A 24,323-nucleotide genomic window follows, 5' to 3' on the forward strand; every position below is an offset into this window, starting at 1 on the left:
AAATTATCTCGACACCCGCACGCCACTCGGTGTGCCCGTGCCTTTCGCCAACCAGGTAAACCCAAGCCAATGAGTCGTGGCGTCTTAAGATGTACAGCGCACGAATGATCGCTGTATGGCTGCCGGGTCGTGGAGAGAACCATGAAATACAAGTTGTTGTCAGGCGTGCTTCTTGCGGTAGCGGCCAGCGTTGTGGTGCCCAATGTCTGGGCGGCGCAACCGCAGGCAGTGGCTTCTGATGGAGCCGATCATGTCGGTGCTGGCGAGGTGGCATCTGACGGCGCCGATCATGTCGGCGCTGGCGCGGTGGCTTCCGATGGTGCCGATAAGGTCGGGGCCAGCGCAGTGGCATCTGACGGCGCCGATCATGTCGGCGCCGGAGCATTGGCTTCCGATGGCGCCGATAAGGTCGGCGCCGGCGCGGTGGCTTCCGATGGTGCCGATAAGGTCGGGGCCGGCGCAGTGGCATCTGACGGCGCCGATCATGTCGGCGCCGGCGCGGTGGCTTCCGATGGCGCCGATAAGGTCGGGGCTGGGGCTTTGGCGGCGGATGGCGCCGACCGCACCGGCGTCAACCGTGTGGCCTATTCTCGAGTCGGAGTCGGTTCTGATCGCGTGGCATCAGCGCTGATGACCGGCAGCTATTCCGACCAGTTCAATAGCCCGCAATAACGCCCCGATGTAACGGGCGGGTTGCTGAGCCGCCCGTTTACATCAGCCTCTACAGCGTCTCCTCGACCGCCTCGCCTCGTCGATCACGCAGGGCACGCAGCGTCGCGCGTAACTCGGCCGGACGCACAGGTTTCGACAGAATCGCGATCTGCCGATCATGCAAGGCTGCCTGAATCCTGTCGACGTCGTGCCCGGTGATGATCATCGCCGGCACTGCCCAGCCGCGCTGCCTGCGCACGTCATCGATGCATTCGATGCCGGTGGCATGGGTGCCGAGGTCATAATCGGCGACAATGATGTCGCAGTCAGTAACCAGGCCTGCGGCCGACCACTCGGCCTGCACAACACAGCCCCAACGTGCGAGCAACGCCGAAGTCGCGAGCAACACATTGCGATCATCCTCGACCAGACAGACTTTTAACCCCGTCAACAATCCCACCTGCCGCGCTTCGCCGCGAACGACCAGTGACTGCGGTGCCGCTACGATTGGCAACCCTGCAAGGGTCACAGCTGTGCCGCGCCCCAACCGTGAACGCAGAGCAACTTGCACAACGATCAGTTCACCCAGGCGCTTGATGATCGACAGGCCCAGCCCGACACCCTCGACATCTTTGTCACGTACCTGCCGCACCCGATAAAACTCCTCGAAAACCTTGTGCAGGTGCTCTTGGGCAATACCATTGCCGCGGTCATAAACAACAATGGCCAGCCCTGCCCCGCGTTTACGCACACCAATCAGCACCGGCCGCTGCGCACCGTATTTGAAGCAGTTGGAGAGCACGTTCTGCACCATGGTCGCCAGCAGTGCCGGGTCGGTTCTGATCCAGTAGTTGCACGGTCGCATACGCAACTCGACGCCCGCCCAACGTGCCGCTTCCTGATGTTGGCGGACGATGTCCGCGAGCCATTCACCGAGGTTGAGCGTTTGCATTTTCGCTTCCACCCGGCCGTTATCGAGGGTGTAGAGGTCGAGAATCGAGCGGAACAGTTGCGAAACGTTGAGCAGTGAGCGGTCGATATTGTCGACCAGCCGCCGCTCGTCATCGCCCAAACGCGACTCCCGCAGACACGCGGTAAACAGTCCGATGGAGTGAATCGGTTGACGCAAATCATGACTGGCTTGCGCCAGAAACCGCGACTTCTCCAGATTCGCCGCCACCGCCTCTTCAGATGCCTTGCGCGTGCGCTCCAACAGCAAGTGCGCGTAGAACGGAATGACCGTGCTGGTAATCAACAGCATCAACACCATGAACGGCTGCGCCTGCCAATACGGCGTCAGGCGATAGACCACCAGCAGCGCCACCAATGCCAGGCCGGTGGCGATCGCCAGATAGCGCGAGCCGTAACGCATGCCGTTGCCGAGATTGACCCAGACCATCACCGCATACAGCGGCAACGCTGCCTCGCCGCCAATCACCAGACCAAAACAGGTACCGGTGTAATCGTGGACCATGGCAAAAATCCGCCGCGCTCGATAATGCCCCGGCCCACGCGCAATGGCTTGGCGAAACACGATCGACGCCAGCAGGAACAGGCTGATGTAGGTAATCACCGGCAGGTAGGTCGCCAAGCGATGGCCCGGCAGAAAGACCAGTACGACCATGTAAATCACCGCGATGGCGGCGATGATGATGCGCAGATTGGCCTGGTCGAGTTCGGTGTTTTTCTCGAACTTCATGGCAAACGTCCTTGTGCAGCGATTGCAGTTTCGGAAGCAGCCTACAGGCAACCTTCGCGTCCAGTGCTAAGGTGCAGGCCTTGAATCACGCCTGACCCAGGGAGGGTCGCGTCATGACGTGCCGGATCATCATAGCCGACGATCACCCGCTGTTTCGCGAGGCGATGCTGCGCACCGTGCAGCGCTTGCTGCCCGATGCGGATACCTGCGAGGCCGGCGACTTCGACGCTGTGCTCAGGCTGTTGGCGCCGGGTAACGAGCCGGACACGCTGATGCTCGATCTGCGTTTTCCCGGGCTGACCTGCATCGCCCAGCTCGCCGACTTGCGCAACCGATTGCCGCGCACCACGCTGATCGTGGTGTCGATGGTCGACGATCAGGCGCTGATCAGTGAAGTCATGGCGGCGGGCATTGACGGTTTCATTGGTAAAAACATTGCGCCGGATGAAATCGGCCAGGCGATTCTGGCGATCCGTGAAGGTGAAGTACTGGTTAAGTCGGCGCCGTCCGGCTTGTTGCCGCTGGAAACCGCGACGACGCTGACGCCGCGTCAGCAGGACGTGCTGCGTTTGATCGCGCAAGGCAAGACCAACAAGGAAATCGCCCGTGAACTGGATATTTCGCCGTTCACGGTACGCATCCATGTGTCTTCGTTGCTGCGCACGCTGGATGTGCCGACGCGAGCGGCAGCGGCGGTGAAGTATTCGCGGCTGTGAAGCGTTTTTAAGGGTCAACCTGCGCCATCAGATCAGGCACCGACTCCGGCCGTTTGGCATAGCGCTGGGCCAACACCGCGCAGACCATCAGCTGAATCTGGTGGAACAGCATCAGCGGCAGAATCAGCACGCCGATGGTGCTGCCGGCAAACAACACCTGCGCCATCGGCACACCCGTGGCCAGGCTCTTTTTCGAGCCGCAGAACAGAATGGTGATGCGGTCTTCCTGATTGAAGCCGAAGGCTTTGCCCAAAAAGGTCGAGGCCAGTAAAACCAGCGCCAGCAGGATGCAGCAAACCACCACCAGACCGAGCAACTCGAACAACGGAATCTGCTGCCAGATGCCTTCGTTGACCGCCTCGCTGAACGCGCCGTAAACCACCAGCAGAATCGAACCCTGATCAACGAATTTCAGCCAGTTCTTGTTGCGCCCTACCCACGCGCCGATCCAGCGTCGCGCGATCTGCCCGGCAATGAACGGCAGCAGCAATTGCACGCTGATTTTCACGATCGCATCGAGGGTCGAGCCGCCGTCGCCGTGGACGTTGAGCAGCAGCGTCACCAGCAGCGGCGTAAGGAAAATCCCGAACAGACTGGACGCCGCCGCACTGCAGATCGCCGCCGGAATATTGCCCCGCGCCAACGAAGTGAACGCGATCGCCGACTGCACCGTGGCCGGTAATGCGCACAGATAGAGCATGCCCATGTACAGCTGATCGCCGATCAGCGGTGACAACAACGGCTTCAGCGCCAGGCCGAGTATGGGAAACAGCACGAAGGTCAGGCCGAACACCAGCAGATGCAGGCGCCAATGGCCGGCGCCGGCGATGATCGATTCTCGCGACAGCTTGGCGCCGTGCAGGAAAAACAGCAGGGCGATGGCGATATTGGTCAGCCAGCCGAAGCCGACAGCGACCTGACCGCTGGCAGGCAGAAAACTCGCCAGCACAACCACAGCAATCAACGTCAGGGTGAAGTTATCGGGTAAAAAACGTGGGCGCGTCATGAGATTCATCCGGGGGTTGCCAGTGCGTGCCAACGACTCTAACGTGGCTGGCAATTACCGACTAACGCCGAAGAGCCACAAGATGCCGCCTAAAGGACATGCCAAGAGCGTCCGTCGCAGTGTTCCCGGGCTGCCCAACCTGCCGCGCCCCGTGTACGGACGCACCGAATCGCTGCCCAATCGCGCCCTCACCCGCCGTCATAGCCATCCGTGGGTGCAGTTGTCCTATGCGATTCAAGGCGTGCTCGAAGTGCAGACCAGCGCCGGCCGTTTTGTCGCGCCGCCGGAACGTGCGGTGTGGATTCCGGCGGGGGTGCCGCACCGGGTATTCAGCGCACCGCATACGGAAATGCGCAGTCTTTATATCGACAGCAGCGTCACCGGTTGGGCGGCTGAGCATTGCCATGTGCTCGGCGTCAGCGATTTGCTCAGGGAGTTGATTCGCGCCTTCAGTCAGGTGCCAGTGGAATACGACGAAAGCGGCCCTGACGGACGCTTGGCCCAGGTGATCCTTGATCAATTGGCCGACGCGCCGACCATCGACTTGATGCTGCCGCTCCCGCAAGACCCGCGCCTGAAGCAGATCTATCAGAGCCTTGAGCAACACCCGGAACAGCAGACCACCCTGAGCCACTGGAGCGAAAAATTCGGTGTCACCGAAAAGACTCTGACGCGCCTGTTTCTGCGCGACACCGGCCTGACCTTCCGCGCCTGGCGCCAACGCCTGCGTCTGCTTGGAGCACTGACGCCGTTGGAGAAAGGTGAGCGTGTGACTGACGTTGCGCTGGCCTGCGGATACGACTCGACTTCGGCATTTATTGCGGCGTTTCGGCAGCAGTTTGGTGAGACGCCGGGGGAGTTTTTTCGATAGAACTGGACGAATCATATTCGCCAGCCTCGCTACACATCGCGGTTCCAGGGTACTGCATGAGTCCAGGTTTTCTATAACTGGCTACTAGCACAACCCAGATGCATAACCAACTGTCATATCTGACAGTTGCCCAACCTTTGATGACCGCGCAATGTTAAACATGCGGGTGGAATTATTCCATCCGCCCGCTACTTCAACAGCGCTAACTAATTACATCAGGAGCAAATCATGACCGACTTCGAGCATTTGAAGGAGAACTTCGCCGAAAACAAAGCGGAGCCTATTGGCGACTGGATATTCAAAGCTGATATCTCGCCCCCGCTTTTTGGGGAAAAAGAGTTCAGCGCCACAGAATATATTTGTCAGTCCCTTTCCCCTCACAGCTTCAGCATTATCGGTAGAGCCATGTCAGGAGCTAAATTCCTTTCTATCGTGCTTCCTCTGAATTCACCAAAGACCAAGACTGAATATGAAATCGGGAAAGCACATCCCAACGGTGCCCGCGCCTCACTTGCACTTACCTCGGAAATTAAAAGCGCAATCAGCGGTAAAGTATCTGTCAAGCAAACCGAAGATATCGTCGATGCAGACTTTGCCTTCATCATAAAACATGAAGGTAATGAACATACCGTTAAAGGAAGAATTCACGTCAAGCCCACTGCTATCAGTTGATTTAATGCGCAATCAGCTTGCGCAACATGCGAACCAGAATCAGACCGGCGACTTATAGCGAGAAATTGATGTTTTTTACGGCTCGCCAGTCTGGTTCGTCCTTTTTCAGTGACTTTAAATCGTCCTTTGTTCGTTTTTCCAAATCTGGCGCAGGTCGCCCTCCACCAGCCAGGCCCCGCAGTTCGATCTGATGCCGCCACCGTAAGAATGTGGCGATACGCCGGGGTAATCCTATTGTCGACACTTCGTTTTTGCCGAACTGTCACTCAGAAATAAACGATTTTTCTTTGCCCCAAATCCGTCGCTAGCATGGCCCCGTCTGACGTTGATCAAACCATGAACATAACGCCCGGCCAACGGTAATCCCTGTGGGAGCGGGCTTGCTCGCGAAGGCAATCTGTCAGTCAACTTCAACTTCGCTGTTGTACCGCTTTCGCGAGCAAGCCCGCTCCCACAGGTTTCTGTGTCGGAGTCGGGATCGGTGATAAAGCTGCAAAAGACCGGGAGCGTGCCATGCCTGCCACGAACATCAATATCGGCGAACCCTGGATGTGGGGCGCCTTCATCGTCTTCGTTCTGGCCATGCTGGCCCTGGACCTGTTTGTCTTCGGTGGGCGCAAGGCGCACCGGGTGTCGGTGCGGGAAGCATCGGCCTGGGTGGTTGCCTGGTGCCTGTTGGCGCTTAGTTTTGCCGGGCTGCTCTGGTGGTATCTGCACGGCGAATTCGGCAGTGAAATCGCCCGGCAGAAAACCTTGGAATTTCTCACCGGCTATCTGATCGAGCAGTCGCTGTCGATCGACAATATGTTCGTCTTCGTGATGATCTTCAGCTACTTCGCCGTGCCGCCCGAACTGCAGCGGCGGGTGCTGCTGTACGGCGTGCTCGGCGCGATTGTCATGCGCGCAATAATGATTTTCGCCGGTGTGTGGCTGGTGTCGCAGTTCGAATGGCTGCTCTATGCCTTCGGGGTATTCCTGATCATCACCGGGATCAAAATGTTGGTGTTCGCTGATCATCAACCGGACTTGGACAAAAACCCGTTGCTGCGCTGGGTGCGCGGGCATATGCGCATCACCAGTGGCTTTCACGGCGAGAAGTTTTTCATCCTGCAGAACGGCGTGCGCTGGGCAACACCGATGTTCCTGGTGCTGGTGCTGATCGAGGCCAGCGACTTGATGTTCGCGGTCGACAGCATCCCGGCGATCTTCGCCGTCACCACCGACCCGTTCATTGTCTTCACCTCGAACATCTTCGCAATCATGGGCCTGCGCGCGCTGTACTTCCTGCTGGCGGACATGGCTGACCGCTTTCACCTGCTCAAATACGGGCTGGCGATCGTGCTGGTGTTCATCGGCGGCAAGATGGTGCTGATGCCGTGGTTCCACATGCCGGTGGAATGGTCGCTGGCAATCGTCGGGACGGTGATTCTTGGGTCGGTGCTGTTGAGTCTGGCGACCAGCCGCGAGGCAGAACGCAGCACCGAATGACAACACACAACCCTACCTGTGGGAGCGAGCCTGCTCGCGAATAGGCCGGATCATTCACCATCTGATTTGAATGACACCCCGCTTTCGCGAGCAGGCTCGCTCCCACATTTGAAGTGCGGTGCTCTTATTTATCGGACTTGATACTGGTCCACACCCGCGTGCGCACCCGTTCCATTTTCTGCGGCAGCGGCTGCACCACATACAAAGTTTTCAGCGCTTCGCTGGTCGGGGTCAGGTTGGGGTTGTCGGTGATGTCCTTGTTGACCAGCGGCATCGAGTCCTTGTTGGCATTTGGATACCCGAGGAAATCACTGATCGGGGCGATCACTTTCGGGTCGAGCAAGTGGTTGAGGAATTCGTGGGCCTCGGCGACGTTCTTAGCGCTCTTCGGAATGGCGAAGGTGTCGAACCAGATCGGCGCGCCCTCCTTCGGCAAACGCCAGTCGACCACCACACCGTTGCCCGCTTCTTTGGCGCGATTGCCGAACTGGTAGAAGCTGCCGGAATAACCGATCGCCACGCAGATGTCGCCGTTGGCGATGTCGGTCATGTACTTGGCCGAGTTGAAGTAGGTCACGTACGGGCGGATTTTCATCATCAAGGCCTTGGCCTTTTCATAGTCCGCCGGGTTCTGGCTGTTCGGATCGAGGCCGAGGTAATGCAGGGCCAGCGGCAGAATTTCCGACGGCGAATCGAGCATCGCCACGCCGCAGGACTTGAGCTTTTCCATGTTCTCGGGCTTGAACACCAGATCCCAACTGTCCACCGGCGCGTTGTCGCCCAGGGCAGCCTTGACCTTCGCCGGGTTGAAGCCGATCAGCACGGTGCCATACATGTACGGCACGCCGTACTGGTTGCCGGGGTCGTTGGCGTCGAGCAATTTGAGCAGGGCCGGATCCTGGTGCTGCCAGTTCGGCAGTTTCGACTTGTCGAGCTTCTGAAACACGCCGGCCTTGATCTGGGTTTCGATGAACTGATTGGACGGCACCACCAGGTCGTAACCGGAGTTGCCGGTGAGCAGTTTGGCTTCCAGGGATTCGTTGGTGTCGAAGGTATCCCAGGTCACTTTGATCTTGCTTTGCTCGGCGAAGTCCTTGGGCACTGACGGCAGAATGTAATCCGCCCAGTTGTACACCCGCAGTTCGCGCTGCTCGGCCTGGACGGCGCTGGCCAGCAGCGTCAGGCCACACACAGTGGCGCCCAGAATGCGTTTGATCGTGACCATGGTTGTTTCCCCGAATGCGACGTGAGATCGATGGTTTTTATGTTCTGTACACGGCAGTGGCTGTAACGATAGCCAAGGGCAAAAAAGGTCGAGCCTGTTGTTAGGGTTTCGATTCTTGCTGACAGCGTAGCGCGATGACAGTAGGCGGCAGGCCAAAAGGGGATCGATATGGCCAATTTGCTTGACCGCCGAGATACGCAAACAAAATGCCCGGCGCTGGGCCGGGCATCGCTGTGTTGCCGTTTCGATCAGTCGGTATAGCCGAGTCTGGCCGCCCTGCTCTGCTGCGCCTGCCCACGGGTTGCGAGGCAGTAATACAGCGGCACGGTGACCACGAGGCCAACCAGCCACGACAGGTCGGCACCTTCCACCAGATTGGCGTACGGCCCGACATACAGCGAGGTGTTGGCAAACGGCAGCTGCACGATGATGCCGATGAAATAGGCAATGATCGCGTGCAGGTTGAAGCGCCCGTAGATGCCGCCGTCAGCGCGGAAGATCGAGGCGATGTCGTAGTTGCCGCGCTTGATCAGGTAGAAGTCGATCAGGTTGATCGACGCCCACGGCACCAGCACCAGCAACAGCGCCAGAATCAGTCCGATGAACTCAGAAATGAAATCCGCCGAAGCACCGAGGGCGACCACACAGCAACCTGCCAGGATCACGCTTGATAACACCACGCGCACCTTGATACTCGGCGTCCACTGGCTGGCAAAGGTCTGAATCGAGGTGATGATCGACAACACCGCGCCATACAGATTCAGCGCGTTATGGCTGATGATGTTGAGCAGAAACAGCACCATCAGAATCGGCCCCAGCCAGCCGGTGGACTGCTTGACCGCTGCCATCGCTTCAGTGCCTTCCGGCGTCGCCAGTACGGCGACTGCGCCAAAACTGAACGACAGAATCGTACCCAGCGTCGCGCCCAGATACGTCGCCCAGAAGGGTTTGGCGATACCGATGTCTGCTGGCAGATAACGCGAATAGTCGGAGACGTACGGCGAGAAGCTGATCTGCCAGATGATCCCCAGCGACACCGTCGCCAGCCAGCCAGAGAGGTTGAAACTGCCACGCGTCAGGAAATCTGCCGGCAAGTCATGGGCGAAGATGTAGATGAACCCGGCGAGCAATGCGCCGCCCATCACCCAGGTACCGATGCGGTTGAGGGTGTGGATGAAGTTGTATCCGATCACACCGATCGCGGTCGCGGCCAGCGCGCCGATCAGAATGCTCAGCGGTGCCGGCACTGACGGCGCAATGCCGACGATGGATTTGCCGGCAAGCACGATGTTGGAAATGAAGAAACCGATGTAGATGAGCGCTGCGAAGAACACGATCAGCAGCGCGCCATAGCGGCCGAACTGACCGCGACTCTGGACCATTTGCGGAATGCCCATGCGCGGGCCTTGGGCCGAGGCCAGCGCAATCACCACGCCGCCGATCATGTGCCCCAGCGCAATCGCCAGCAGCCCCCAGAACAGATTCAGATGGAACACCTGGACCACCATGGCGCCGGTGACGATGGGCAGTGGCGCAATGTTGGTGCTGAACCAAAGAGTGAACAGATCGCGGGCCTTCCCGTGGCGTTCCGCGAGTGGGACGTAATCGACCGTATGATTCTCGATCAACGGATCTTGCCGGGACATCTGGGACATATGCATGAACTCGAGTTTGTCTGTTTTTATCTTTGTATGAAGCCAAACCGGGAGGACTTTTGGGTCGCCCCTCAGATGCAGACCATATTATGGTATTCCAAACTTTGCACAAGCCTGATCCGCTGATTCTGTCGCTGTCTGATCCGCTATCCTCGCTGATCCCACCCCTGACCGGCTAGCTGAACGCCCCGTAAACATTGAGTTTCCGACGAAAGTGGCACGTTTATCGGTTCACCAGAAAAGCTCTTGCAAGATATGTATTACGGTATACCATCAGACCTACTAACCATAAAAACCGCGTCACACCACCCGAGGACCACCCAATGATCGATGCTGCCATTTACAAACAAGTCATGGGCTCGTTCCCGTCCGGCGTCACCGTCATCACCACGCTGGACGACGACGGCCAGATTGTCGGCCTGACCGCCAGCGCGTTCAGCTCACTGTCGATGGACCCGGCGCTCGTGCTGTTCTGCCCCAATTACAGCTCCGACTCTTACCCAGTGCTGATCAAGAACAAACGCTTTGCGATTCACCTGTTGTCCAGCGTGCAGCAAAGCGAGGCCTATGCCTTCGCGCGCAAAGGCAAGGACAAGGCGCAGGGCATCGAGTGGACGTTGAGCGAACTGGGCAACCCGATCCTCGCCAATGCGACGGCGGTGATCGAGTGCGAGTTGTGGCGTGAATACGAAGGTGGCGACCACGCGATCATGGTCGGCGCGGTGAAGAACCTGATCGTCCCCGAGCAAGTCGCCGGACCGCTGGTGTATTGCCACGGCAAGATGGGTGCGTTGCCGGTTGTGGCGTGATTTCACCAGATCTCGGATTTCCCATGTGGGAGCGAGCCTGCTCGCGAAAGCGATGGGTCAGTTGTTACATTTTTGACTGACCCGACGCCTTCGCGAGCAGGCTCGCTCCCACAGGTTTTGGTGTTGCCTGGGCGACCGTGTCAGGTCCGAAACCGGCTCACCAGCTGATTCAACGTCTGCGACAACGCCGTCAGGTTCTGCGCATCCTGCCGAGTCGAATCCGCCAGGCTCGCCACCAACTGCGCATCGCCATGAATCTGGCTGATGTGCCGATTGATGTCCTCCGCCACTTGATGCTGTTCCTCCGCCGCGGTGGCGATCTGCGTGTTCATGTCGCGGATCACGTCGACCGATTCACGAATCAATTCAAAACTCGCCCGCGCCTCGTTGATCGACACCACGGTTTCCTGCGAGACCTCAAGGCTGGCGTGCATCTGCTTGCCCATCTGATGGGTGCGCCGCGCCAGATTGCCGAGCAATGCGTCAATCTCACCGGTGGAGTCGGAAGTACGCTTGGCCAGCGCCCGGACTTCATCGGCGACCACGGCAAAGCCCCTGCCCTGTTCACCGGCGCGCGCGGCTTCGATGGCGGCGTTGAGCGCGAGCAGATTGGTCTGTTCGGCAATCGAGCGGATGGTGCCGAGAATGGACTGGATGTCGTTGCTGTCCTGTTCCAGTTGCTGCATCGACTCGGCACTGTGGCCGATCTCCTGGCTCAAGCGCCCGACGTTGCTCACCGCCGCATCGATCTGCAGCTGCCCGGTGTGTGCCTGACGCTGACCGTTGTCTGCCGAGTCGGCCGCTTGACTGCACGAACGCGCGACCTCGTTGGACGTGGCGACCATTTCGTGAAACGCCGTAGAAACCATGTCCACCGCCTCGCGCTGACGCGAAGCGACGTCGGCCATTTCCGCCGAGACTTCAGTGGCGCTGCCGGAGCTGCTGTGAATCTGCCCCGCTGCTTGGCCGATGCGTTGAATCAGTGTGCGAATCGCTTCAAGAAACTGGTTGAACCAGCCGGCCAGTTGCGCGGTTTCATCCTGCCCACGTACTTCCAGTCGCGCAGTCAGATCGCCCTCGCCCTGGGCAATACCTTCGAGTCCGCTGGCGACGCCACGAATCGGCTTGACCATCAGTCCGGCAAACCACGCGCCGGCCATTGCAAACAACAGTGCGCAAACCACAGCGATAGCGCCGATCAGCCAGGTCAAACGCGTCGCCCCCGCCATCACTTCGCTCGCCTTGACCAAGCCGACAAACCGCCAGCCCAACGCCTGCGACGGCCAGACCAGCGCCATGTAATCCTCGCCGGCCAATTGCACCTCCACCAGGCCTTTGCCCGCCTCGGCCAGTTGCTGATAACCGTCGCCGAGATCACTGAGTTTCTTGAAGTTGTGCGCCGGATCGCTCGGGTCGACCAGCACGGTGTTGTTGGCTTCCATCAGCATCAGATAACCGCTCTCGCCGAGGCGGATCTGCTTGACCAGGTCGGTCAACTGCTTGAGCGACACATCGATGTTGACCACGCCGGCATTGCTGCCCAACTGGTTGTTGAAGCTGCGTACGGTGCTCACCAGCACCACGTCATCCGCCGCCCAGTAATAGGCCTCGGTGCGCAGGGTTTTGCCGGGATTGGCCATCGCGGTTTTGTACCAGGGCCGGGTGCGCGGATCGTAGTTCGCCAACTTCGCATCGCCCGGCCAGAACAGGTAACCGCCCTGCTCCGTACCAACAGAGAGATAGGTATAGGCCGGGTGCGCCTTGGCCAGACCGTCGAACAGCTTGAACAGCTGTTGATCCTGCGGCCCCATCGGCACTTGCGCGGCGTCGCTGCTCAGGTAGCGCTTGAGGCTGGTGTCGATGCTCTGCAGTTGCGGATGCTCGGCCAGATAGGCAACGTTCTGGCTGATGCCCTCGAAGAACAGCTGCATCGCGTTTTCCACCTGACGCACCTCGCGCCCGGTGCTATCGGTAAAGGTGTCGCGCGCGCCCTCGCGGACATTGAGGATGATCAGCGCTGCCACCAGTAACACCGGCAGGCTGGCGATTACCGCAAACGCCAGAGTCAGTTTTTGTTTTATGTTCATTGCTTGCGCCTTCCTTGTTCGAAGTGTCGGTCAGAAATATTTTGCGGATATTCCGTATTATGGTATACCAATATTCAATCAACCGAACAGCCGTCCTCGAAGGCGTGCTTGAATGGTGAGAAGACTCGCGAGCGCAACGCGTTCACGTCAGTTCGACAGGCCCGCACACGACCGGCCAATTACAAAAGACTCGAGGTAGCGTCATGAAATTTTCCCTGTTCGTACACATGGAACGCTGGGACGAAAGCGTCAGCCACCGCCAACTGTTCGAAGACCTGACCGAACTGACCCTGATGGCCGAGGCCGGCGGTTTCAGCACCGTGTGGATCGGCGAACACCACGCCATGGAATACACCATCTCCCCAAGCCCGATGCCGCTGCTGGCCTACCTCGCAGCGAAAACCACGACCATCCACCTCGGCGCCGGCACCATCATCGCGCCGTTCTGGCACCCGCTGCGCGTCGCCGGCGAATGCGCCCTGCTCGACGTCATCAGCAACGGCCGCATGGAAGTCGGCCTCGCGCGCGGCGCCTATCAAGTTGAATTCGATCGCATGGCCGGCGGCATGCCAGCCTCCAGCGGTGGCCAGGCCCTGCGCGAAATGGTCCCGGTGGTCCGTGCCCTGTGGCAAGGCGACTACGCCCACGACGGCGACATCTGGAAATTCCCTACCTCCACCAGCGTGCCGAAGCCGATCCAGAAGCCCAACCCGCCGATGTGGATCGCCGCCCGCGACCCCGACTCGCACAACTTCGCCGTCGCCAACGGCTGCAACGTCATGGTCACGCCATTGATGAAAGGCGACGAAGAAGTCCTCGACCTGAAGAATAAATTCCAGACCGCACTGGACAACAACCCAGACGTGCCACGCCCGCAATTGATGGTGCTGCGTCACACCCACGTACACAGCGCTGATAACCCGGACGGCTGGAAGGTCGGCGCGAAAGCCATCTCACGTTTCTATCGCACGTTCGATGCGTGGTTTGGCAACAAGGAAACGCCGGTCAATGGCTTCCTCGCGCCGAGTCCTGAAGAGAAGTTTGCCGGGCGTCCTGAGTTTGAACTGGAGAGCCTGCACAAGACGGCGATGATTGGTACGCCGGAAGAAATCATTCCGCGGATCAAGTACTACCAGGAACTGGGGGTGGATGAGTTTAGTTTCTGGTGTGACAACAGCTTGCCGCATGAAGAGAAGAAGAAATCGCTGGAGTTGTTTATCAAGCATGTGGTGCCGGCGTTTCGCTAAAGGTTTCGCAGGTTAAACCAAAAAAACGCCCCGCTTCAGACGGGGCGTTTTTTTGTAAACAGGCACCAACTCGTGCAACCTGGCTTTCGCAGCCTATTCGCCGCTGACATTCTCGCTGAGCACTTTGAAGGAATGGAAGTTTAAGGCTATTTTTTCTTCTTCCTCATCAACCAGCTCATACCGGATACGATCCAGTCCGCCTTCAACCCTCGACACGCAAAGATCCATGAACTGTGTCAGGCCACCACCAAATCCCCGCACGTTCAGACCGCCCACGTTAAAAAATATGACCGCGATAGTCGCTGCTCCAGAATCCGAAGACTTCGCCAGCGTCATCAACAGGTTGTAACCGGTAAGTCCATCTTCGGAATCCAGGTGAAGACTTTCCACAAAAACGTATTCACGCAAAAAGGCATTCAGTGCTTCAACATTGCTCAATGGTTGATCCTCGTGTGCTTTAAGCTCCAGATATTGCAGCCGACAACCTGCCCTGAATTTGATTCACACCTTATTACCGGCAGCATTCATCAGAATGCGCACAACTTCATCTAAATATTTATCCGACATACCTCTCACCACTCCGACACTTCGCTAATGTCAAATTTTATAAAAAGGAATAGTTCCTAAAAAATGCTCCCAACAAGGCATGAAAGCTACCGGCGTTTCAGTTAATTGAATTAAACGTGGTCTATTCCCATTCACCCTTCAAAAAGCAGTTAAAACCCGGCCTTATAATTTCAATCACAAAAACACTTCTCTAACAGTGTTCATATCAGACCGGATAATTTCTAATTCTTTATCATCAACACCGATTTCTATAAGACTCTCAACGCTGCACTTATCGTACGTATCTGCCAAAACCTCCAACATATCAATCGCGTATTGACTTTCCTTTGACAGCCTTAGCCCTCGACGAATGCCTTCCATGTAAATAGCAGTCTGAAGAACTGCGTTGGCGCCAGGAGCATCCTTTCGCATAAGACGCTCCAATTCGTCCTGAGTATACGCAAACGCTTGTTCCGGACGAAAACCAAGCTCATCAATCGCGTAACTATAGTTCCCTGCAACCATAGCCCTGGCCTGATTAAACATACTATCGACTCGCATATTCAATTTTCCACCGTAAATAAATTCAATTGAATCTTTGGATAGCGGTCACGGAACTAAGTGATCACATCGGTACAGCCAGGGCAGACAGCCTTCTCGGAGATCAAGTCTATTCTCCCAACTGCACCCTTGTTATCACCGAGCCGTTGCGCCACTGTTTCAAGAATCTTGAATTCCGTATCCATATCTCGCATGTACCCTTCAGGTGAATTTACATATTTTCTCGATGCGACCTTTGGCTTCAAGACCCATGTATCCACATCACCTGGCGGTTTCGGCAAATAGGATCCTTCACGATCATTGTATTTACTGTATGCCTTGAACACCATGGGCTCGGCAGATAGCGCGAGTCAATCTTTATTTCTGCAAATGCAGCGTTGCCCTGCACAGGAAGCTCCCTGCGTATTTCTCGAAGGGCGTTTATAAGGCCTGTACGAACTTCCGGAGCCGTTGAGTTGGACAAATAAATCAAAAGATCCGGCTTCAGCAACTAGTGACTTCTAACCTACACCTTACTTTTTCATGGAGCTTAGCAATCGCACTGCAAGTTCTGACATTTCAGGAACGTCAACCTCCATCAACAACTGCAGTTTTCCCCGTGCATCGTCCGCCCCTATTTCATATAGCGCGTAAATACACTTAACTCCAAGCGCGTAATCGGAAGCAATGTACTGATGGCGAGCTAGTGCTGCTTTAAATAAATAATCAACCGCGCCGGGGTATTTAAACACCTTTAATTCCCTAGCGATATTTTCATGACTTGTGTGCCAATCCTGAATTAACAGACGGCACAAAATATCGACACAATCCTGTGCAAATCCAAAAACAGAACCGAATATCAGCAGGCATTCAACATTATCAGAATCTTTAGTTTCGAGAGCAACTTCCAACTCACGACGGAGATATTCATCAGGAATTTCGCCCCCAAAAAATATCTCAACCAATCTTTCCTTGGAAATTTTTTTTGACACCAAATCTATAATCAGATCCTGCTGCTCATGATTCATCGTTTAGCCTCCAATCGGAAAAGTCTGGCGAAAGCTCTGCGTGATGAGGTACGTCATCAGGCGCAGAACCTGGAGTGGATTTGTGAGCATCCCTCAGGGGATGTCCACATTTATCCGATCTCCTATCTATCCCCTCTCAAGAAGCCCAATGGGTTTTCTCGGGAAACTCGCCTCTTACAAAGAGCCGAGCGAGCTTCATGCCGGCTCTATCGGACCATTTTCCGCTTACATCCAACGGGCACTCCTTTATGACGCTTATAGTTTCCTTTATTTTATCTAGCCATATCAGACCTACATCGTCGCCCCGACCAAACGTATACTCAACATAATCTTCAGTCTCTATAACCTTGTCCATCTCTATATAAATAGCCACGGACACCTCTCAATCTAGCGGGCTTGGATATCGTATCTGTAAAAATGGCGACAGGCCACGTTTTAACTAGATGGTCGATTTTGCTGGCCGTCCCGGCCTCCCTTGCTGCACGCGACGACCGATCATTGCCTCGACATCAACAGCAAACTTCTTACCGCCAAAAATATTATTTCCATTGGTCGCGTCACGAATCTGGTCAACCAATTCTGACTCTAAGTCATTTTTGAACAGTTCGCGGTAAGCGTTGGCCGCCCGCCCATCCTGCCCTCCAAGTGCCAGATACTGAGCATGAGGAGTAATAATTTGTGATCGTTCTGATTGTGCGTTAACACGGTAACTTGACCAGCGATATTCTGCCGGATGATTGACCATTTTCGCTCTGACGGGATTCATTTCAATGTATCGATAACAGCACAACAAATATCGTTCACTCTCAACAAGGCATGAACGATACCGACCTTCCCACAAACTCCCGCTGCGACTATACGTGCGATTTATATATTGGGTGTATCTCTGACCAACACCTTTCATGAGCAACCTTGCGCTGTGGGCGTTATGCGAACTAACTAACAAATGAACGTGATTAGTCATTAAGCACCACGCATGAATATCACAATAATTTTTAGAGGCCTGCTCAGCTAAAAGCTTCAGATAAAAGAGGTAGTCTTGCTCGTTAAAAAAACAGCCAGATTTATTGTTCCCTCGCTGAATCAAGTGTAGTGGTATGCCTGGTATCAAAACTCGGGATCTACGCGGCATCGATGAATCCTTTCAATTGGTCGAACTGAAAGCTTAGCGCGCCGCAAGGCTCAAATGACGGCAATTTTTTACGTACTATTTCAGTCAACTACATTAAACGGAGACTGACAACGTTTTGGGAGTGATTTTTAACGTGGTCTGTCCCCATTTATCCTTAACGTGGTCTGTCCACATTAATCCCCTTTATCCTATGCCCCCTTTGGTGTCCCCTGAAAAAAGAGAAAAACACATTCACCCCTCCACATAGCCTTTAACTTTATAAAAGTTCTTATAGATCCAACGCACTGACAAAAGAACTGAGAGAGGCAGCCCGAACCACTTGAATACCATATTGAAATCCGGTTCAAAAAACAGATACAAAACTGCCATAAGCAAAAAAACTACAAGCAGCGATACCAGAAGAAACGCGGACCAAACGAATCCGATCACGCTTAAGAAAATAATCCCCCTTAGAATAATATTTTTATTTCGCACCACCCACCTCCTTATAAAAGTCAAACACTTTTCCGCCCACTCCACCTATGTACACACCCAGTGCCGAACCATAAGGCAGACCGATACCTGTGAGCGGTATAAATTTATTATTATCGAACTGCCTTACCGTCACACCGAATAAAGATGTTGACTTCAGCCATCTGACGCTATGACTTTCAACGGAAGCTTTACGAACCCTGCTCCTGCAGAAAACACTAAGTCAGCTCCACTGTACACGGCAGGTCCGTATCCTCCCGGAATTTGGTAAAACGCATCCTTGACCGGGTTATAACTAGACGGTTCATCAACCCAGAAATGATTGTATAAACCTGACCCCCCTTCAAAAGTGTTACCCGCACCAAAAACCGCCATCGGACCACCAAAAACGCAGCCTGCTGCTGTCGCGCGAAGCGTTGCTCCCGAAGCCGTGGATCCAAGGCCCAAACCGGTTTTCAGAACATCCGTCGCAACGGGAAGACCATCTCGAGTCGTGAAATCTGATAGCGAATCAAAATAGGTATAATCAAACAGGCCTTTATGTCGCTGTGCCTCCGCCCACGTCAGTTCGTTACTGAGCCCTACCATGTCGGCTTCCGTCAGGTAATTTGCACGATATTCCGGACTCCCCCGCTCATACTGTGCCCAGCACCTGATCATGTAGCATGTCGCTTATGTATGCACCGTTCATCGGCGCTTAACGGGCTTTCATCGGTGTGAAACCAGCACCTGCGTACAAGTGGTCGGCGCGTTTTGCGCGGATAGTGGCCGTTGCCCATTCGGCATCTATTCTTGCCACACACGATCACAAGGAGTTTGCATGAGCACCTTCAAGACCCAAGACGGTACCGAGATCTATTACAAGGACTGGGGCAGCGGCAAGCCCGTGCTGTTCAGCCACGGCTGGCCGCTGGATGCCGACATGTGGGAATACCAGATGGAATACCTGAGCAGTCGCGGCTATCGCACCATCGCCTTCGACCGCCGTGGTTTCGGCCGCTCGGATCAGCCGTGGACCGGCTACGACTACGACACTTTCGCCGATGACATCGCTGGCCTGATCAACCATCTGGACTTGCGCGACGTAACTCTGGTCGGCTTCTCCATGGGTGGCGGCGACGTCAGCCGCTACATCGCCCGCCACGGCAGCGAGCGCGTTGCCGGCCTGGTATTGCTCGGTGCGGTCACGCCGCTGTTCGGCAAGAAAGCCGACTTCGCCGACGGCGTCGACAAATCGGTGTTCGACGGCATCAAGGCCGGCCTGCTGAAGGACCGCGCGCAGTTCATCGCCGACTTCAACGCGCCGTTCTATGGCACCAATCAGGGCCAGAAAGTCTCTGACGGCGTGCTTACGCAGACCCTGAACATCGCGCTGCTGGCGTCGCTCAAAGGCACCGTCGACTGCGTGACCGCGTTCTCGGAAACCGACTTCCGCCCGGACATGGCCAAGATCGACGTGCCGACCCTAGTGATCCATGGCGACGGCGACCAGATCGTGCCATTCGAAACCACCGGCAAGCAGGCCGCCGCGCAAATCAAAGGCGCCGAGTTGAAGGTTTACGCCGGCGCGCCGCACGGTTTTGCCGTGACCCACGCGCAGGCGTTGAATGAGGATCTGCTGGCGTTCCTCAATCGGTAAACCCGCCCGGCAAAAGCCGTAGTCAGATGCAGATGAACCAAGGCCCGCGCGATGCGGGCCTTGTGTTTTGCGCTATGGTATTTTTTCTGCGTCCACTACCCGGAGAAGGAAATCCCATGCTGCGAATACTCGGCAAAGCCTCATCGATCAACGTGCGCAAAGTGCTGTGGACCTGTGCCGAACTGGACATCCCGTTCGAGCGCGAAGACTGGGGTTCGGGCTTCAAGTCGCCGAACACGCCGGAGTTTCTCGCGCTCAACCCCTGCGCCATGGTGCCGGTGATTCAGGATGGCGATTTCACCTTGTGGGAATCCAACACGATCATTCGTTATCTGGCGACGCGTTACGGCGGCGCGCATTTGTATCCGGCCGAGCCCATCGCCCGCGCGCGGGTCGATCAGTGGATCGACTGGCAGGCCTCAGAGCTGAATCGCTCGTGGTCGTATCCGTTGATGGCGCTGGTGCGCAAGTCGCCGGACTATCAGGACCGCGATGCCCTGGCCGCCGGCTGCCGGGACTGGACGCGCAACATGCAAATCCTCGATCGCCAACTGGAGATGACCGGCGCTTACGTCAGTGGCGAGCAGTTTTCCCTGGCGGACATTCCGATCGGGCTGTCAGTGAATCGTTGGTTCGAAACGCCGCTCGATCACGGGGACCTCGCTGCGGTGCGCGCCTACTACGATCGCTTGAATCAGCGCGACGGTTATCGCTTGTACGGGCGCAATGGCACGCCATAAAGACACGCTCGATCAGGCTTGCTCACGCACCACGCCACGCTCTTCAAGCAAACGCACGAACATGCTCAGACTGCGCGACACCGTGCCCCGCCGCCACACTAGCCAAGTGGTCAGATAGCGGAAGTCCGCCGTCAGCGGCCAGACGCTGACCGTCGCGCTGCCGGGCATGCTTTGCAGCATTTTGCGCGGCATCAGCGCCAGGCCGGCACCGGCGCTGACGCAGGCGAGCATGCCGTGATAGGACTCCATTTCGAAGATCTTGCCGGGTACGGCTGCGTCGGTGCTGAACCATTTTTCGAAATGGTGACGGTAGGAACAGTTGGATCGGAAGGCGTAGATATTCTCGCCGTTCACGTCCGCCGCACGTTCGACCGGTGAATGATTGAGCGGCGCGATGATGACCATTTCCTCCTCGAACGCCGGCACGCCTTCCAGGGCCGGATGCAGCACCGGGCCGTCGACGAATGCTGCAGCCAGACGCCCGGACAGCACGCCGTCGATCATCGTCCCCGATGGCCCGGTGGACAGGTCGAGGTCGACCTTCGGGTGCTGCTGGTTGTACGCCGCCAACAGTTCGGGAATACGCACCGCTGCGGTACTTTCCAGCGAGCCCAAAGGGAACGCGCCCTGAGGTTCTTCGCCCGCCACCGTAGCGCGGGCTTCTCGCACCAGATCGAGAATGCGCCGTGTGTATTCGAGAAAACTCCACCCCGCCGGCGACAGGCGCAGACGGCTTTTCTCACGGATGAACAGATCAACGCCGAGGTCCTGCTCCAGCTGCTTGATCCGTGTAGTCAGGTTCGACGGCACGCGATGAATCTGCGTGGCGGCGGCGCTGATGCTGCCGTGCTCGGCCACGGCTTTGAAGATTTCCAGTTGCACCAGATCCACAGTCATTCTCCAATCGTGAAAGAAACGATCTTTATTATTCAGTTTCCAGAAAACTAACGCCAGCCTACTCTAGGCCCATCCGACGAACCCACAGGACAACGTCATGAGCCAGATTTCCAGCCAGACCCACGCCATCTCGATCAACCCCGCCACCGGCGAGCAGATCGGTCATTACGCTTTTGAATCCGCCGCTGCCCTTGATGCGGCACTGACTCGCGCTGCCTTTGCTTTCGGCAAGTGGAAGCGCAAGCCACTGCAGGATCGTTCGCGCCTTTTGACCGCCCTTGCCGGCGCGCTGCGTGAAACCTCAGAAGCGATGGCAACCATGATCACTCAGGAAATGGGCAAGCCGATCGCCCAGGCCCGTGGCGAAATCGAGAAATGCGCCAAGCTCTGCGAGTGGTACGCCGAACACGGCCCGGCCATGCTCGACGCCGAAGCCACCCAGGTTGAAGGCGGCAAGGCACGCATCGAGTACCGTCCGCTGGGGCCGATTCTGGCGGTGATGCCGTGGAATTTCCCGATCTGGCAAGTGCTGCGCGGCGCGGTGCCGACGCTGATCGCCGGCAACACTTACGTGCTCAAGCATGCACCGAACGTAATGGGCAGCGCTTATCTGTTGCGTGATGCGTTCGTCCGCGCCGGTTTCCCCGATGGCGTGTTTGAAGTGATCAACGTCACCCCGGAAGGCGTTTCCAGCGCCATCGCCGATTCGCGCATTGCCGCCGTGACCCTGACCGGCAGCGTCCGCGCCGGCATGGCCATCGGTGCCCAGGCCGGTGCGGCATTGAAGAAATGCGTGCTGGAACTCGGCGGCTCCGATCCGTTCATCGTGCTCAATGATGCTGACCTGGATGAGGCGGTGCATGCGGCAGTGGTCGGTCGTTATCAGAACTCCGGCCAGGTTTGCGCGGCTGCCAAACGCTTGATCATCGAACAAGGGGTGGTCGAGGAATTCACCCGCAAGTTCGTTGAAGCGACACGTCAGTTGAAGATGGGGGATCCGCTCAACGCTGACATTTACATCGGGCCGATGGCGCGCTTCGATCTGCGTGATGAATTGGATCAGCAAGTGCGCGACACCCTTGAAGAAGGCGCGACACTGTTGCTGGGTGGCGGCAAGGTCGAAGGATCGGGCAACTACTACGAGCCAACCGTACTGGCTGATGTCACCGACCGCATGACTTCCTTCAAACAGGAGCTGTTCGGCCCGGTCGCCTCGATCATCACCGCCCGCGATGCTGCACACGCCGTGGCCTTGGCCAACGACAGCGATTTCGGCCTGACCGCAACGATCTACACCGCCAACGTCACGCTGGCCGAGCAACTGACCAGCGAACTGGAAACCGGCGGCGTGTTTATCAACGGCTACTCCGCCAGCGACCCGCGCGTGACCTTCGGCGGCGTGAAGAAGAGCGGCTTCGGCCGTGAGCTGTCGCACTTCGGCGTACGGGAATTCTGTAACGCCCAGACCGTGTGGCTGGATCGAAAATAATCCAGACGCTGTAAAACCTGTGGGAGTGAGCCTGCTCGCGAAAGCGTTCTGTCAGCCACCGCTGCATCGACTGACACACCCTCTTCGCGAGCAAGCCCGCTCCCACACAGGAACCGCCGCTGGTAGGTAATTTGCGGCGCAACACATATCCACTGTGGGAGTGAGCCTGCTCGCGAAAGCGTTCTGTCAGCCACCGAATGTATTGCCTGACACACCCTCTTCGCGAGCAAGCCCACTCCCACACAGGAACCGCCGCTGGTAGGTAATTTGCGGCGCAACACATAGCCACTGTGGGAGCGGGCTTGCTCGCGAAAGCATTCTGTCAGCCGCCGAATGTATTGCCTGACACACCTTCTTCGCGAGCAGGCTCACTCCCACAAGTCCACACGACTTACAAATACTTCAACCAACTGATATCCCGGCGCCGCGCTTTAAGTGCCGAAAACCAGCGCACTGCCGGGAACAACACCACGGCGATAACTGCAGCCGCGAGCCACACCGCCGCCACCGTCGAAAAACCGAAATAGCTGCCCTGGTTCAGCCCAAACAGCGCCACACCCATCAGGTACAGCACCTTCAACGCATACAGATGCAGCAGATAGAAAAACATCGGCGCCGAGCCGAGCACCGTCAACCAGCCAATCCAGCGGCGACTCTGCACGCGCTCGAAGGCGAGCAACAGCAACAGCCCCACGCTCACAGTCAGCGCGATGAATAGCAGCGATGGCGGATACTTGGTGATGTTGAAAAAGCTCATCAGTGTCTGCAACAGCGAATCGCTGATCGACCACGGTTTTTCGCCGTAGCCGTTAATCAAGCGCAGCGCCACGAAGCCCAGCAAACCAGCGACCCCGGCAATCAGCAAACGACGCTGACGCACCGCTGCGTCCATGCCCCGGGCAAACCATGGCCCCAGCGCATAGCCCAGACCGATTACACCAATCCACGGCAGCAGCGGGTACGAGGTGCGCAGGCGCAGGGTTTCACTGATCTCGATCCAGCCGCGGTCATGCAGAATCGCCCAAGGCACGTGCATGGCCGATTCAACCGGAAAGTGCACCGCGTCGAGCAGGTTATGCCCGGCCATGATCAACACGCTCAGCGTCAGCAATACCGCGCGCGGCAACCACACCAGCAGCGCCAGCGCGATCATGCTCAGGCCGATCGCCCAGATCACCTGCAGGTAGATCACGCTCGGCGGCAACTGGAAAGTCCAGGCGAAGTTGACCAAGGTGAACTCCAGCGCCACGAGGAACAATCCGCGCTTGAACAGAAACGCGCTGACATCGGCTTTACCGGCGTATTTTTCACCGTACAACCATGCCGACAAACCGGTCAGCAAGACGAACACCGGCGCACACAGATGCGCCAATGTGCGGCTGAAAAACAGCGCCGGCTCGGTGCTGGCAATGTCCATCGGATCGGAAACCTGGCGGTGCAGCAGGAACGTTTCGCGTACGTGATCAAGCAGCATGAACAGGATCACCAGGCCTCGGAGCGCATCAATGGATAGCAGCCGGCCAGTCGTCAACGGGGCAGAACGGGGAAGCACAGGGGTCATGGATCTTTCGCAATCGAGAGGGATAACACCGGGCAGCCCAATGCCGCCCTCGAATTTCGCGTTATCTTATAACATCAAAAAAGCAAAACCCAAACATCCCGAGGTCGAGGCTGCCCATCCACCTCAGCCTTCTATAGTGAACAGAGACAGCAGC

General features: G+C 56.9%; 23 protein-coding genes and 2 pseudogenes. 10 read left to right on the forward strand and 15 right to left on the reverse strand.

What is annotated here, in order from left to right; genetic code table 11:
* Positions 1 to 141: 141 nt before the first annotated feature.
* Positions 142 to 672, forward strand: a complete 531-nt coding sequence (locus AC4IHP_RS14310) for a phage infection protein (RefSeq protein WP_490831974.1) — start codon at positions 142 to 144, stop codon at positions 670 to 672.
* Positions 673 to 721: 49 nt separating this feature from the next.
* On the opposite strand, the gene AC4IHP_RS14315 is transcribed toward AC4IHP_RS14310, so the two are convergent.
* The gene (locus AC4IHP_RS14315) at positions 722 to 2,350 is read right to left on the reverse strand and encodes an ATP-binding response regulator (protein ID WP_490831975.1); all 1,629 of its coding nucleotides are present in this window, start codon (positions 2,348 to 2,350) and stop codon (positions 722 to 724) included.
* Positions 2,351 to 2,463: 113 nt separating this feature from the next.
* On the opposite strand from AC4IHP_RS14315, the gene AC4IHP_RS14320 reads away from it, so the two are divergent.
* Positions 2,464 to 3,066, forward strand: coding sequence for a LuxR C-terminal-related transcriptional regulator (locus tag AC4IHP_RS14320; RefSeq protein ID WP_490831976.1), 603 nt, complete (start codon positions 2,464 to 2,466; stop codon positions 3,064 to 3,066).
* A gap of 7 nt (positions 3,067 to 3,073) precedes the next feature.
* Here the strand turns inward: AC4IHP_RS14320 and AC4IHP_RS14325 are convergent, their stop codons facing one another.
* A complete protein-coding gene (locus AC4IHP_RS14325) occupies positions 3,074 to 4,072 on the reverse strand; it encodes a bile acid:sodium symporter family protein (protein WP_039763080.1) in 999 nt (332 codons plus the stop codon).
* An 82-nt stretch (positions 4,073 to 4,154) separates the two neighbouring features.
* Here AC4IHP_RS14325 and AC4IHP_RS14330 point away from each other — a divergent pair, with 82 nt between their 5' ends.
* The 3 genes from AC4IHP_RS14330 to AC4IHP_RS14340 all read left to right on the forward strand — a co-directional run bounded on the left by AC4IHP_RS14330 (position 4,155) and on the right by AC4IHP_RS14340 (position 7,103).
* Positions 4,155 to 4,943: an AraC family transcriptional regulator gene (locus tag AC4IHP_RS14330; RefSeq protein ID WP_490832048.1), complete on the forward strand. Its 789-nt coding sequence runs from the start codon at positions 4,155 to 4,157 to the stop codon at positions 4,941 to 4,943.
* Between the two features lie 228 nt (positions 4,944 to 5,171).
* On the forward strand, positions 5,172 to 5,615 hold the full coding sequence (locus AC4IHP_RS14335; protein WP_490831977.1) for a hypothetical protein: 444 nt from the start codon (positions 5,172 to 5,174) through the stop codon (positions 5,613 to 5,615).
* A gap of 513 nt (positions 5,616 to 6,128) precedes the next feature.
* On the forward strand, positions 6,129 to 7,103 hold the full coding sequence (locus tag AC4IHP_RS14340) for a TerC family protein (protein WP_490831978.1): 975 nt from the start codon (positions 6,129 to 6,131) through the stop codon (positions 7,101 to 7,103).
* 124 nt (positions 7,104 to 7,227) lie between these two features.
* On the opposite strand, the gene AC4IHP_RS14345 is transcribed toward AC4IHP_RS14340, so the two are convergent.
* Both AC4IHP_RS14345 and AC4IHP_RS14350 read right to left on the reverse strand, forming a co-directional pair.
* Positions 7,228 to 8,328 carry a polyamine ABC transporter substrate-binding protein gene (locus tag AC4IHP_RS14345; RefSeq protein ID WP_434765844.1) on the reverse strand — a complete coding sequence of 367 codons (1,101 nt, stop codon included), beginning with the start codon at positions 8,326 to 8,328 and terminating at the stop codon, positions 7,228 to 7,230.
* Between the two features lie 248 nt (positions 8,329 to 8,576).
* Positions 8,577 to 9,983, reverse strand: coding sequence for a purine-cytosine permease family protein (locus AC4IHP_RS14350; RefSeq protein ID WP_016775036.1), 1,407 nt, complete (start codon positions 9,981 to 9,983; stop codon positions 8,577 to 8,579).
* Between the two features lie 323 nt (positions 9,984 to 10,306).
* Between AC4IHP_RS14350 and AC4IHP_RS14355 the strand changes: the two genes are divergently transcribed.
* Entirely contained in the window at positions 10,307 to 10,792 is a 486-nt protein-coding gene (locus tag AC4IHP_RS14355) for a flavin reductase family protein (RefSeq protein WP_016775037.1), read from the forward strand.
* A gap of 140 nt (positions 10,793 to 10,932) precedes the next feature.
* Here AC4IHP_RS14355 and AC4IHP_RS14360 read toward each other — a convergent pair whose 3' ends face one another.
* Positions 10,933 to 11,700 (reverse strand): methyl-accepting chemotaxis protein, encoded by a 768-nt coding sequence (locus AC4IHP_RS14360; RefSeq protein WP_490832049.1) that lies wholly within the window; start codon positions 11,698 to 11,700, stop codon positions 10,933 to 10,935.
* A gap of 138 nt (positions 11,701 to 11,838) precedes the next feature.
* A pseudogene (locus AC4IHP_RS14365) lies at positions 11,839 to 12,879 on the reverse strand (cache domain-containing protein); the annotation flags it as partial.
* 203 nt (positions 12,880 to 13,082) lie between these two features.
* Between AC4IHP_RS14365 and AC4IHP_RS14370 the strand changes: the two are divergent.
* Complete coding sequence (locus AC4IHP_RS14370; RefSeq protein WP_490831979.1) at positions 13,083 to 14,126, forward strand: LLM class flavin-dependent oxidoreductase; 1,044 nt, start codon at positions 13,083 to 13,085, stop codon at positions 14,124 to 14,126.
* Positions 14,127 to 14,219: 93 nt separating this feature from the next.
* Here the strand turns inward: AC4IHP_RS14370 and AC4IHP_RS14375 are convergent, their stop codons facing one another.
* From AC4IHP_RS14375 to AC4IHP_RS14405, 7 genes and pseudogenes are all read right to left on the reverse strand, one after another.
* Entirely contained in the window at positions 14,220 to 14,564 is a 345-nt protein-coding gene (locus AC4IHP_RS14375; RefSeq protein ID WP_490831980.1) for a hypothetical protein, read from the reverse strand.
* A 303-nt stretch (positions 14,565 to 14,867) separates the two neighbouring features.
* Positions 14,868 to 15,233, reverse strand: coding sequence for a hypothetical protein (locus AC4IHP_RS14380; RefSeq protein WP_490831981.1), 366 nt, complete (start codon positions 15,231 to 15,233; stop codon positions 14,868 to 14,870).
* 56 nt (positions 15,234 to 15,289) lie between these two features.
* A complete protein-coding gene (locus tag AC4IHP_RS14385) occupies positions 15,290 to 15,562 on the reverse strand; it encodes a deaminase domain-containing protein (protein WP_490831982.1) in 273 nt (90 codons plus the stop codon).
* Between the two features lie 183 nt (positions 15,563 to 15,745).
* Positions 15,746 to 16,240 carry a hypothetical protein gene (locus tag AC4IHP_RS14390; protein ID WP_490831983.1) on the reverse strand — a complete coding sequence of 165 codons (495 nt, stop codon included), beginning with the start codon at positions 16,238 to 16,240 and terminating at the stop codon, positions 15,746 to 15,748.
* Positions 16,241 to 16,679: 439 nt separating this feature from the next.
* A complete protein-coding gene (locus AC4IHP_RS14395) occupies positions 16,680 to 17,006 on the reverse strand; it encodes a hypothetical protein (protein WP_490832052.1) in 327 nt (108 codons plus the stop codon).
* 9 nt (positions 17,007 to 17,015) lie between these two features.
* A pseudogene (locus AC4IHP_RS14400) lies at positions 17,016 to 17,372 on the reverse strand (transposase); the annotation flags it as partial.
* Positions 17,373 to 17,999: 627 nt separating this feature from the next.
* Positions 18,000 to 18,431 (reverse strand): hypothetical protein, encoded by a 432-nt coding sequence (locus tag AC4IHP_RS14405; protein ID WP_490831984.1) that lies wholly within the window; start codon positions 18,429 to 18,431, stop codon positions 18,000 to 18,002.
* Positions 18,432 to 18,663: 232 nt separating this feature from the next.
* On the opposite strand from AC4IHP_RS14405, the gene AC4IHP_RS14410 reads away from it, so the two are divergent.
* Both AC4IHP_RS14410 and AC4IHP_RS14415 read left to right on the forward strand, forming a co-directional pair.
* Entirely contained in the window at positions 18,664 to 19,482 is an 819-nt protein-coding gene (locus tag AC4IHP_RS14410; RefSeq protein WP_024013222.1) for an alpha/beta fold hydrolase, read from the forward strand.
* Positions 19,483 to 19,598: 116 nt separating this feature from the next.
* Positions 19,599 to 20,222: a glutathione S-transferase family protein gene (locus AC4IHP_RS14415; RefSeq protein ID WP_490831985.1), complete on the forward strand. Its 624-nt coding sequence runs from the start codon at positions 19,599 to 19,601 to the stop codon at positions 20,220 to 20,222.
* 12 nt (positions 20,223 to 20,234) lie between these two features.
* Here AC4IHP_RS14415 and ptrR read toward each other — a convergent pair whose 3' ends face one another.
* Positions 20,235 to 21,113 (reverse strand): putrescine utilization regulator PtrR, encoded by an 879-nt coding sequence (gene ptrR, locus AC4IHP_RS14420; protein WP_490832050.1) that lies wholly within the window; start codon positions 21,111 to 21,113, stop codon positions 20,235 to 20,237.
* 103 nt (positions 21,114 to 21,216) lie between these two features.
* Between ptrR and AC4IHP_RS14425 the strand changes: the two genes are divergently transcribed.
* Positions 21,217 to 22,608, forward strand: a complete 1,392-nt coding sequence (locus tag AC4IHP_RS14425) for an aldehyde dehydrogenase family protein (RefSeq protein ID WP_490831986.1) — start codon at positions 21,217 to 21,219, stop codon at positions 22,606 to 22,608.
* A gap of 391 nt (positions 22,609 to 22,999) precedes the next feature.
* On the opposite strand, the gene AC4IHP_RS14430 is transcribed toward AC4IHP_RS14425, so the two are convergent.
* Positions 23,000 to 24,169 carry an acetyltransferase domain-containing protein gene (locus AC4IHP_RS14430; protein ID WP_460119765.1) on the reverse strand — a complete coding sequence of 390 codons (1,170 nt, stop codon included), beginning with the start codon at positions 24,167 to 24,169 and terminating at the stop codon, positions 23,000 to 23,002.
* Positions 24,170 to 24,323 lie beyond the last annotated feature (154 nt).

This window comes from Pseudomonas sp. UF-293 (genome assembly GCF_058245595.1).

Excerpts from the sequence above, each read along its gene's own strand:
- AC4IHP_RS14410 (WP_024013222.1), top strand. The coding sequence starts at position 18,664 with ATGAGCACCTTCAAGACCCAAGACGGTACCGAGATCTATTACAAGGAC.
- AC4IHP_RS14350 (WP_016775036.1), bottom strand. The coding sequence starts at position 9,983 with ATGTCCCAGATGTCCCGGCAAGATCCGTTGATCGAGAATCATACGGTC.
- AC4IHP_RS14385 (WP_490831982.1), bottom strand. The coding sequence starts at position 15,562 with ATGGTGTTCAAGGCATACAGTAAATACAATGATCGTGAAGGATCCTAT.
- AC4IHP_RS14360 (WP_490832049.1), bottom strand. The coding sequence starts at position 11,700 with ATGGCCGACGTCGCTTCGCGTCAGCGCGAGGCGGTGGACATGGTTTCT.
- AC4IHP_RS14415 (WP_490831985.1), top strand. The coding sequence starts at position 19,599 with ATGCTGCGAATACTCGGCAAAGCCTCATCGATCAACGTGCGCAAAGTG.
- AC4IHP_RS14340 (WP_490831978.1), top strand. The coding sequence starts at position 6,129 with ATGCCTGCCACGAACATCAATATCGGCGAACCCTGGATGTGGGGCGCC.
- AC4IHP_RS14425 (WP_490831986.1), top strand. The coding sequence starts at position 21,217 with ATGAGCCAGATTTCCAGCCAGACCCACGCCATCTCGATCAACCCCGCC.
- AC4IHP_RS14355 (WP_016775037.1), top strand. The coding sequence starts at position 10,307 with ATGATCGATGCTGCCATTTACAAACAAGTCATGGGCTCGTTCCCGTCC.
- AC4IHP_RS14325 (WP_039763080.1), bottom strand. The coding sequence starts at position 4,072 with ATGACGCGCCCACGTTTTTTACCCGATAACTTCACCCTGACGTTGATT.
- AC4IHP_RS14370 (WP_490831979.1), top strand. The coding sequence starts at position 13,083 with ATGAAATTTTCCCTGTTCGTACACATGGAACGCTGGGACGAAAGCGTC.
- AC4IHP_RS14390 (WP_490831983.1), bottom strand. The coding sequence starts at position 16,240 with ATGAATCATGAGCAGCAGGATCTGATTATAGATTTGGTGTCAAAAAAA.
- AC4IHP_RS14345 (WP_434765844.1), bottom strand. The coding sequence starts at position 8,328 with ATGGTCACGATCAAACGCATTCTGGGCGCCACTGTGTGTGGCCTGACG.
- AC4IHP_RS14395 (WP_490832052.1), bottom strand. The coding sequence starts at position 17,006 with ATGAATCCCGTCAGAGCGAAAATGGTCAATCATCCGGCAGAATATCGC.
- AC4IHP_RS14335 (WP_490831977.1), top strand. The coding sequence starts at position 5,172 with ATGACCGACTTCGAGCATTTGAAGGAGAACTTCGCCGAAAACAAAGCG.
- AC4IHP_RS14430 (WP_460119765.1), bottom strand. The coding sequence starts at position 24,169 with ATGACCCCTGTGCTTCCCCGTTCTGCCCCGTTGACGACTGGCCGGCTG.
- AC4IHP_RS14330 (WP_490832048.1), top strand. The coding sequence starts at position 4,155 with ATGCCGCCTAAAGGACATGCCAAGAGCGTCCGTCGCAGTGTTCCCGGG.
- AC4IHP_RS14380 (WP_490831981.1), bottom strand. The coding sequence starts at position 15,233 with ATGCGAGTCGATAGTATGTTTAATCAGGCCAGGGCTATGGTTGCAGGG.
- AC4IHP_RS14310 (WP_490831974.1), top strand. The coding sequence starts at position 142 with ATGAAATACAAGTTGTTGTCAGGCGTGCTTCTTGCGGTAGCGGCCAGC.
- AC4IHP_RS14405 (WP_490831984.1), bottom strand. The coding sequence starts at position 18,431 with ATGGTAGGGCTCAGTAACGAACTGACGTGGGCGGAGGCACAGCGACAT.
- AC4IHP_RS14315 (WP_490831975.1), bottom strand. The coding sequence starts at position 2,350 with ATGAAGTTCGAGAAAAACACCGAACTCGACCAGGCCAATCTGCGCATC.
- AC4IHP_RS14320 (WP_490831976.1), top strand. The coding sequence starts at position 2,464 with ATGACGTGCCGGATCATCATAGCCGACGATCACCCGCTGTTTCGCGAG.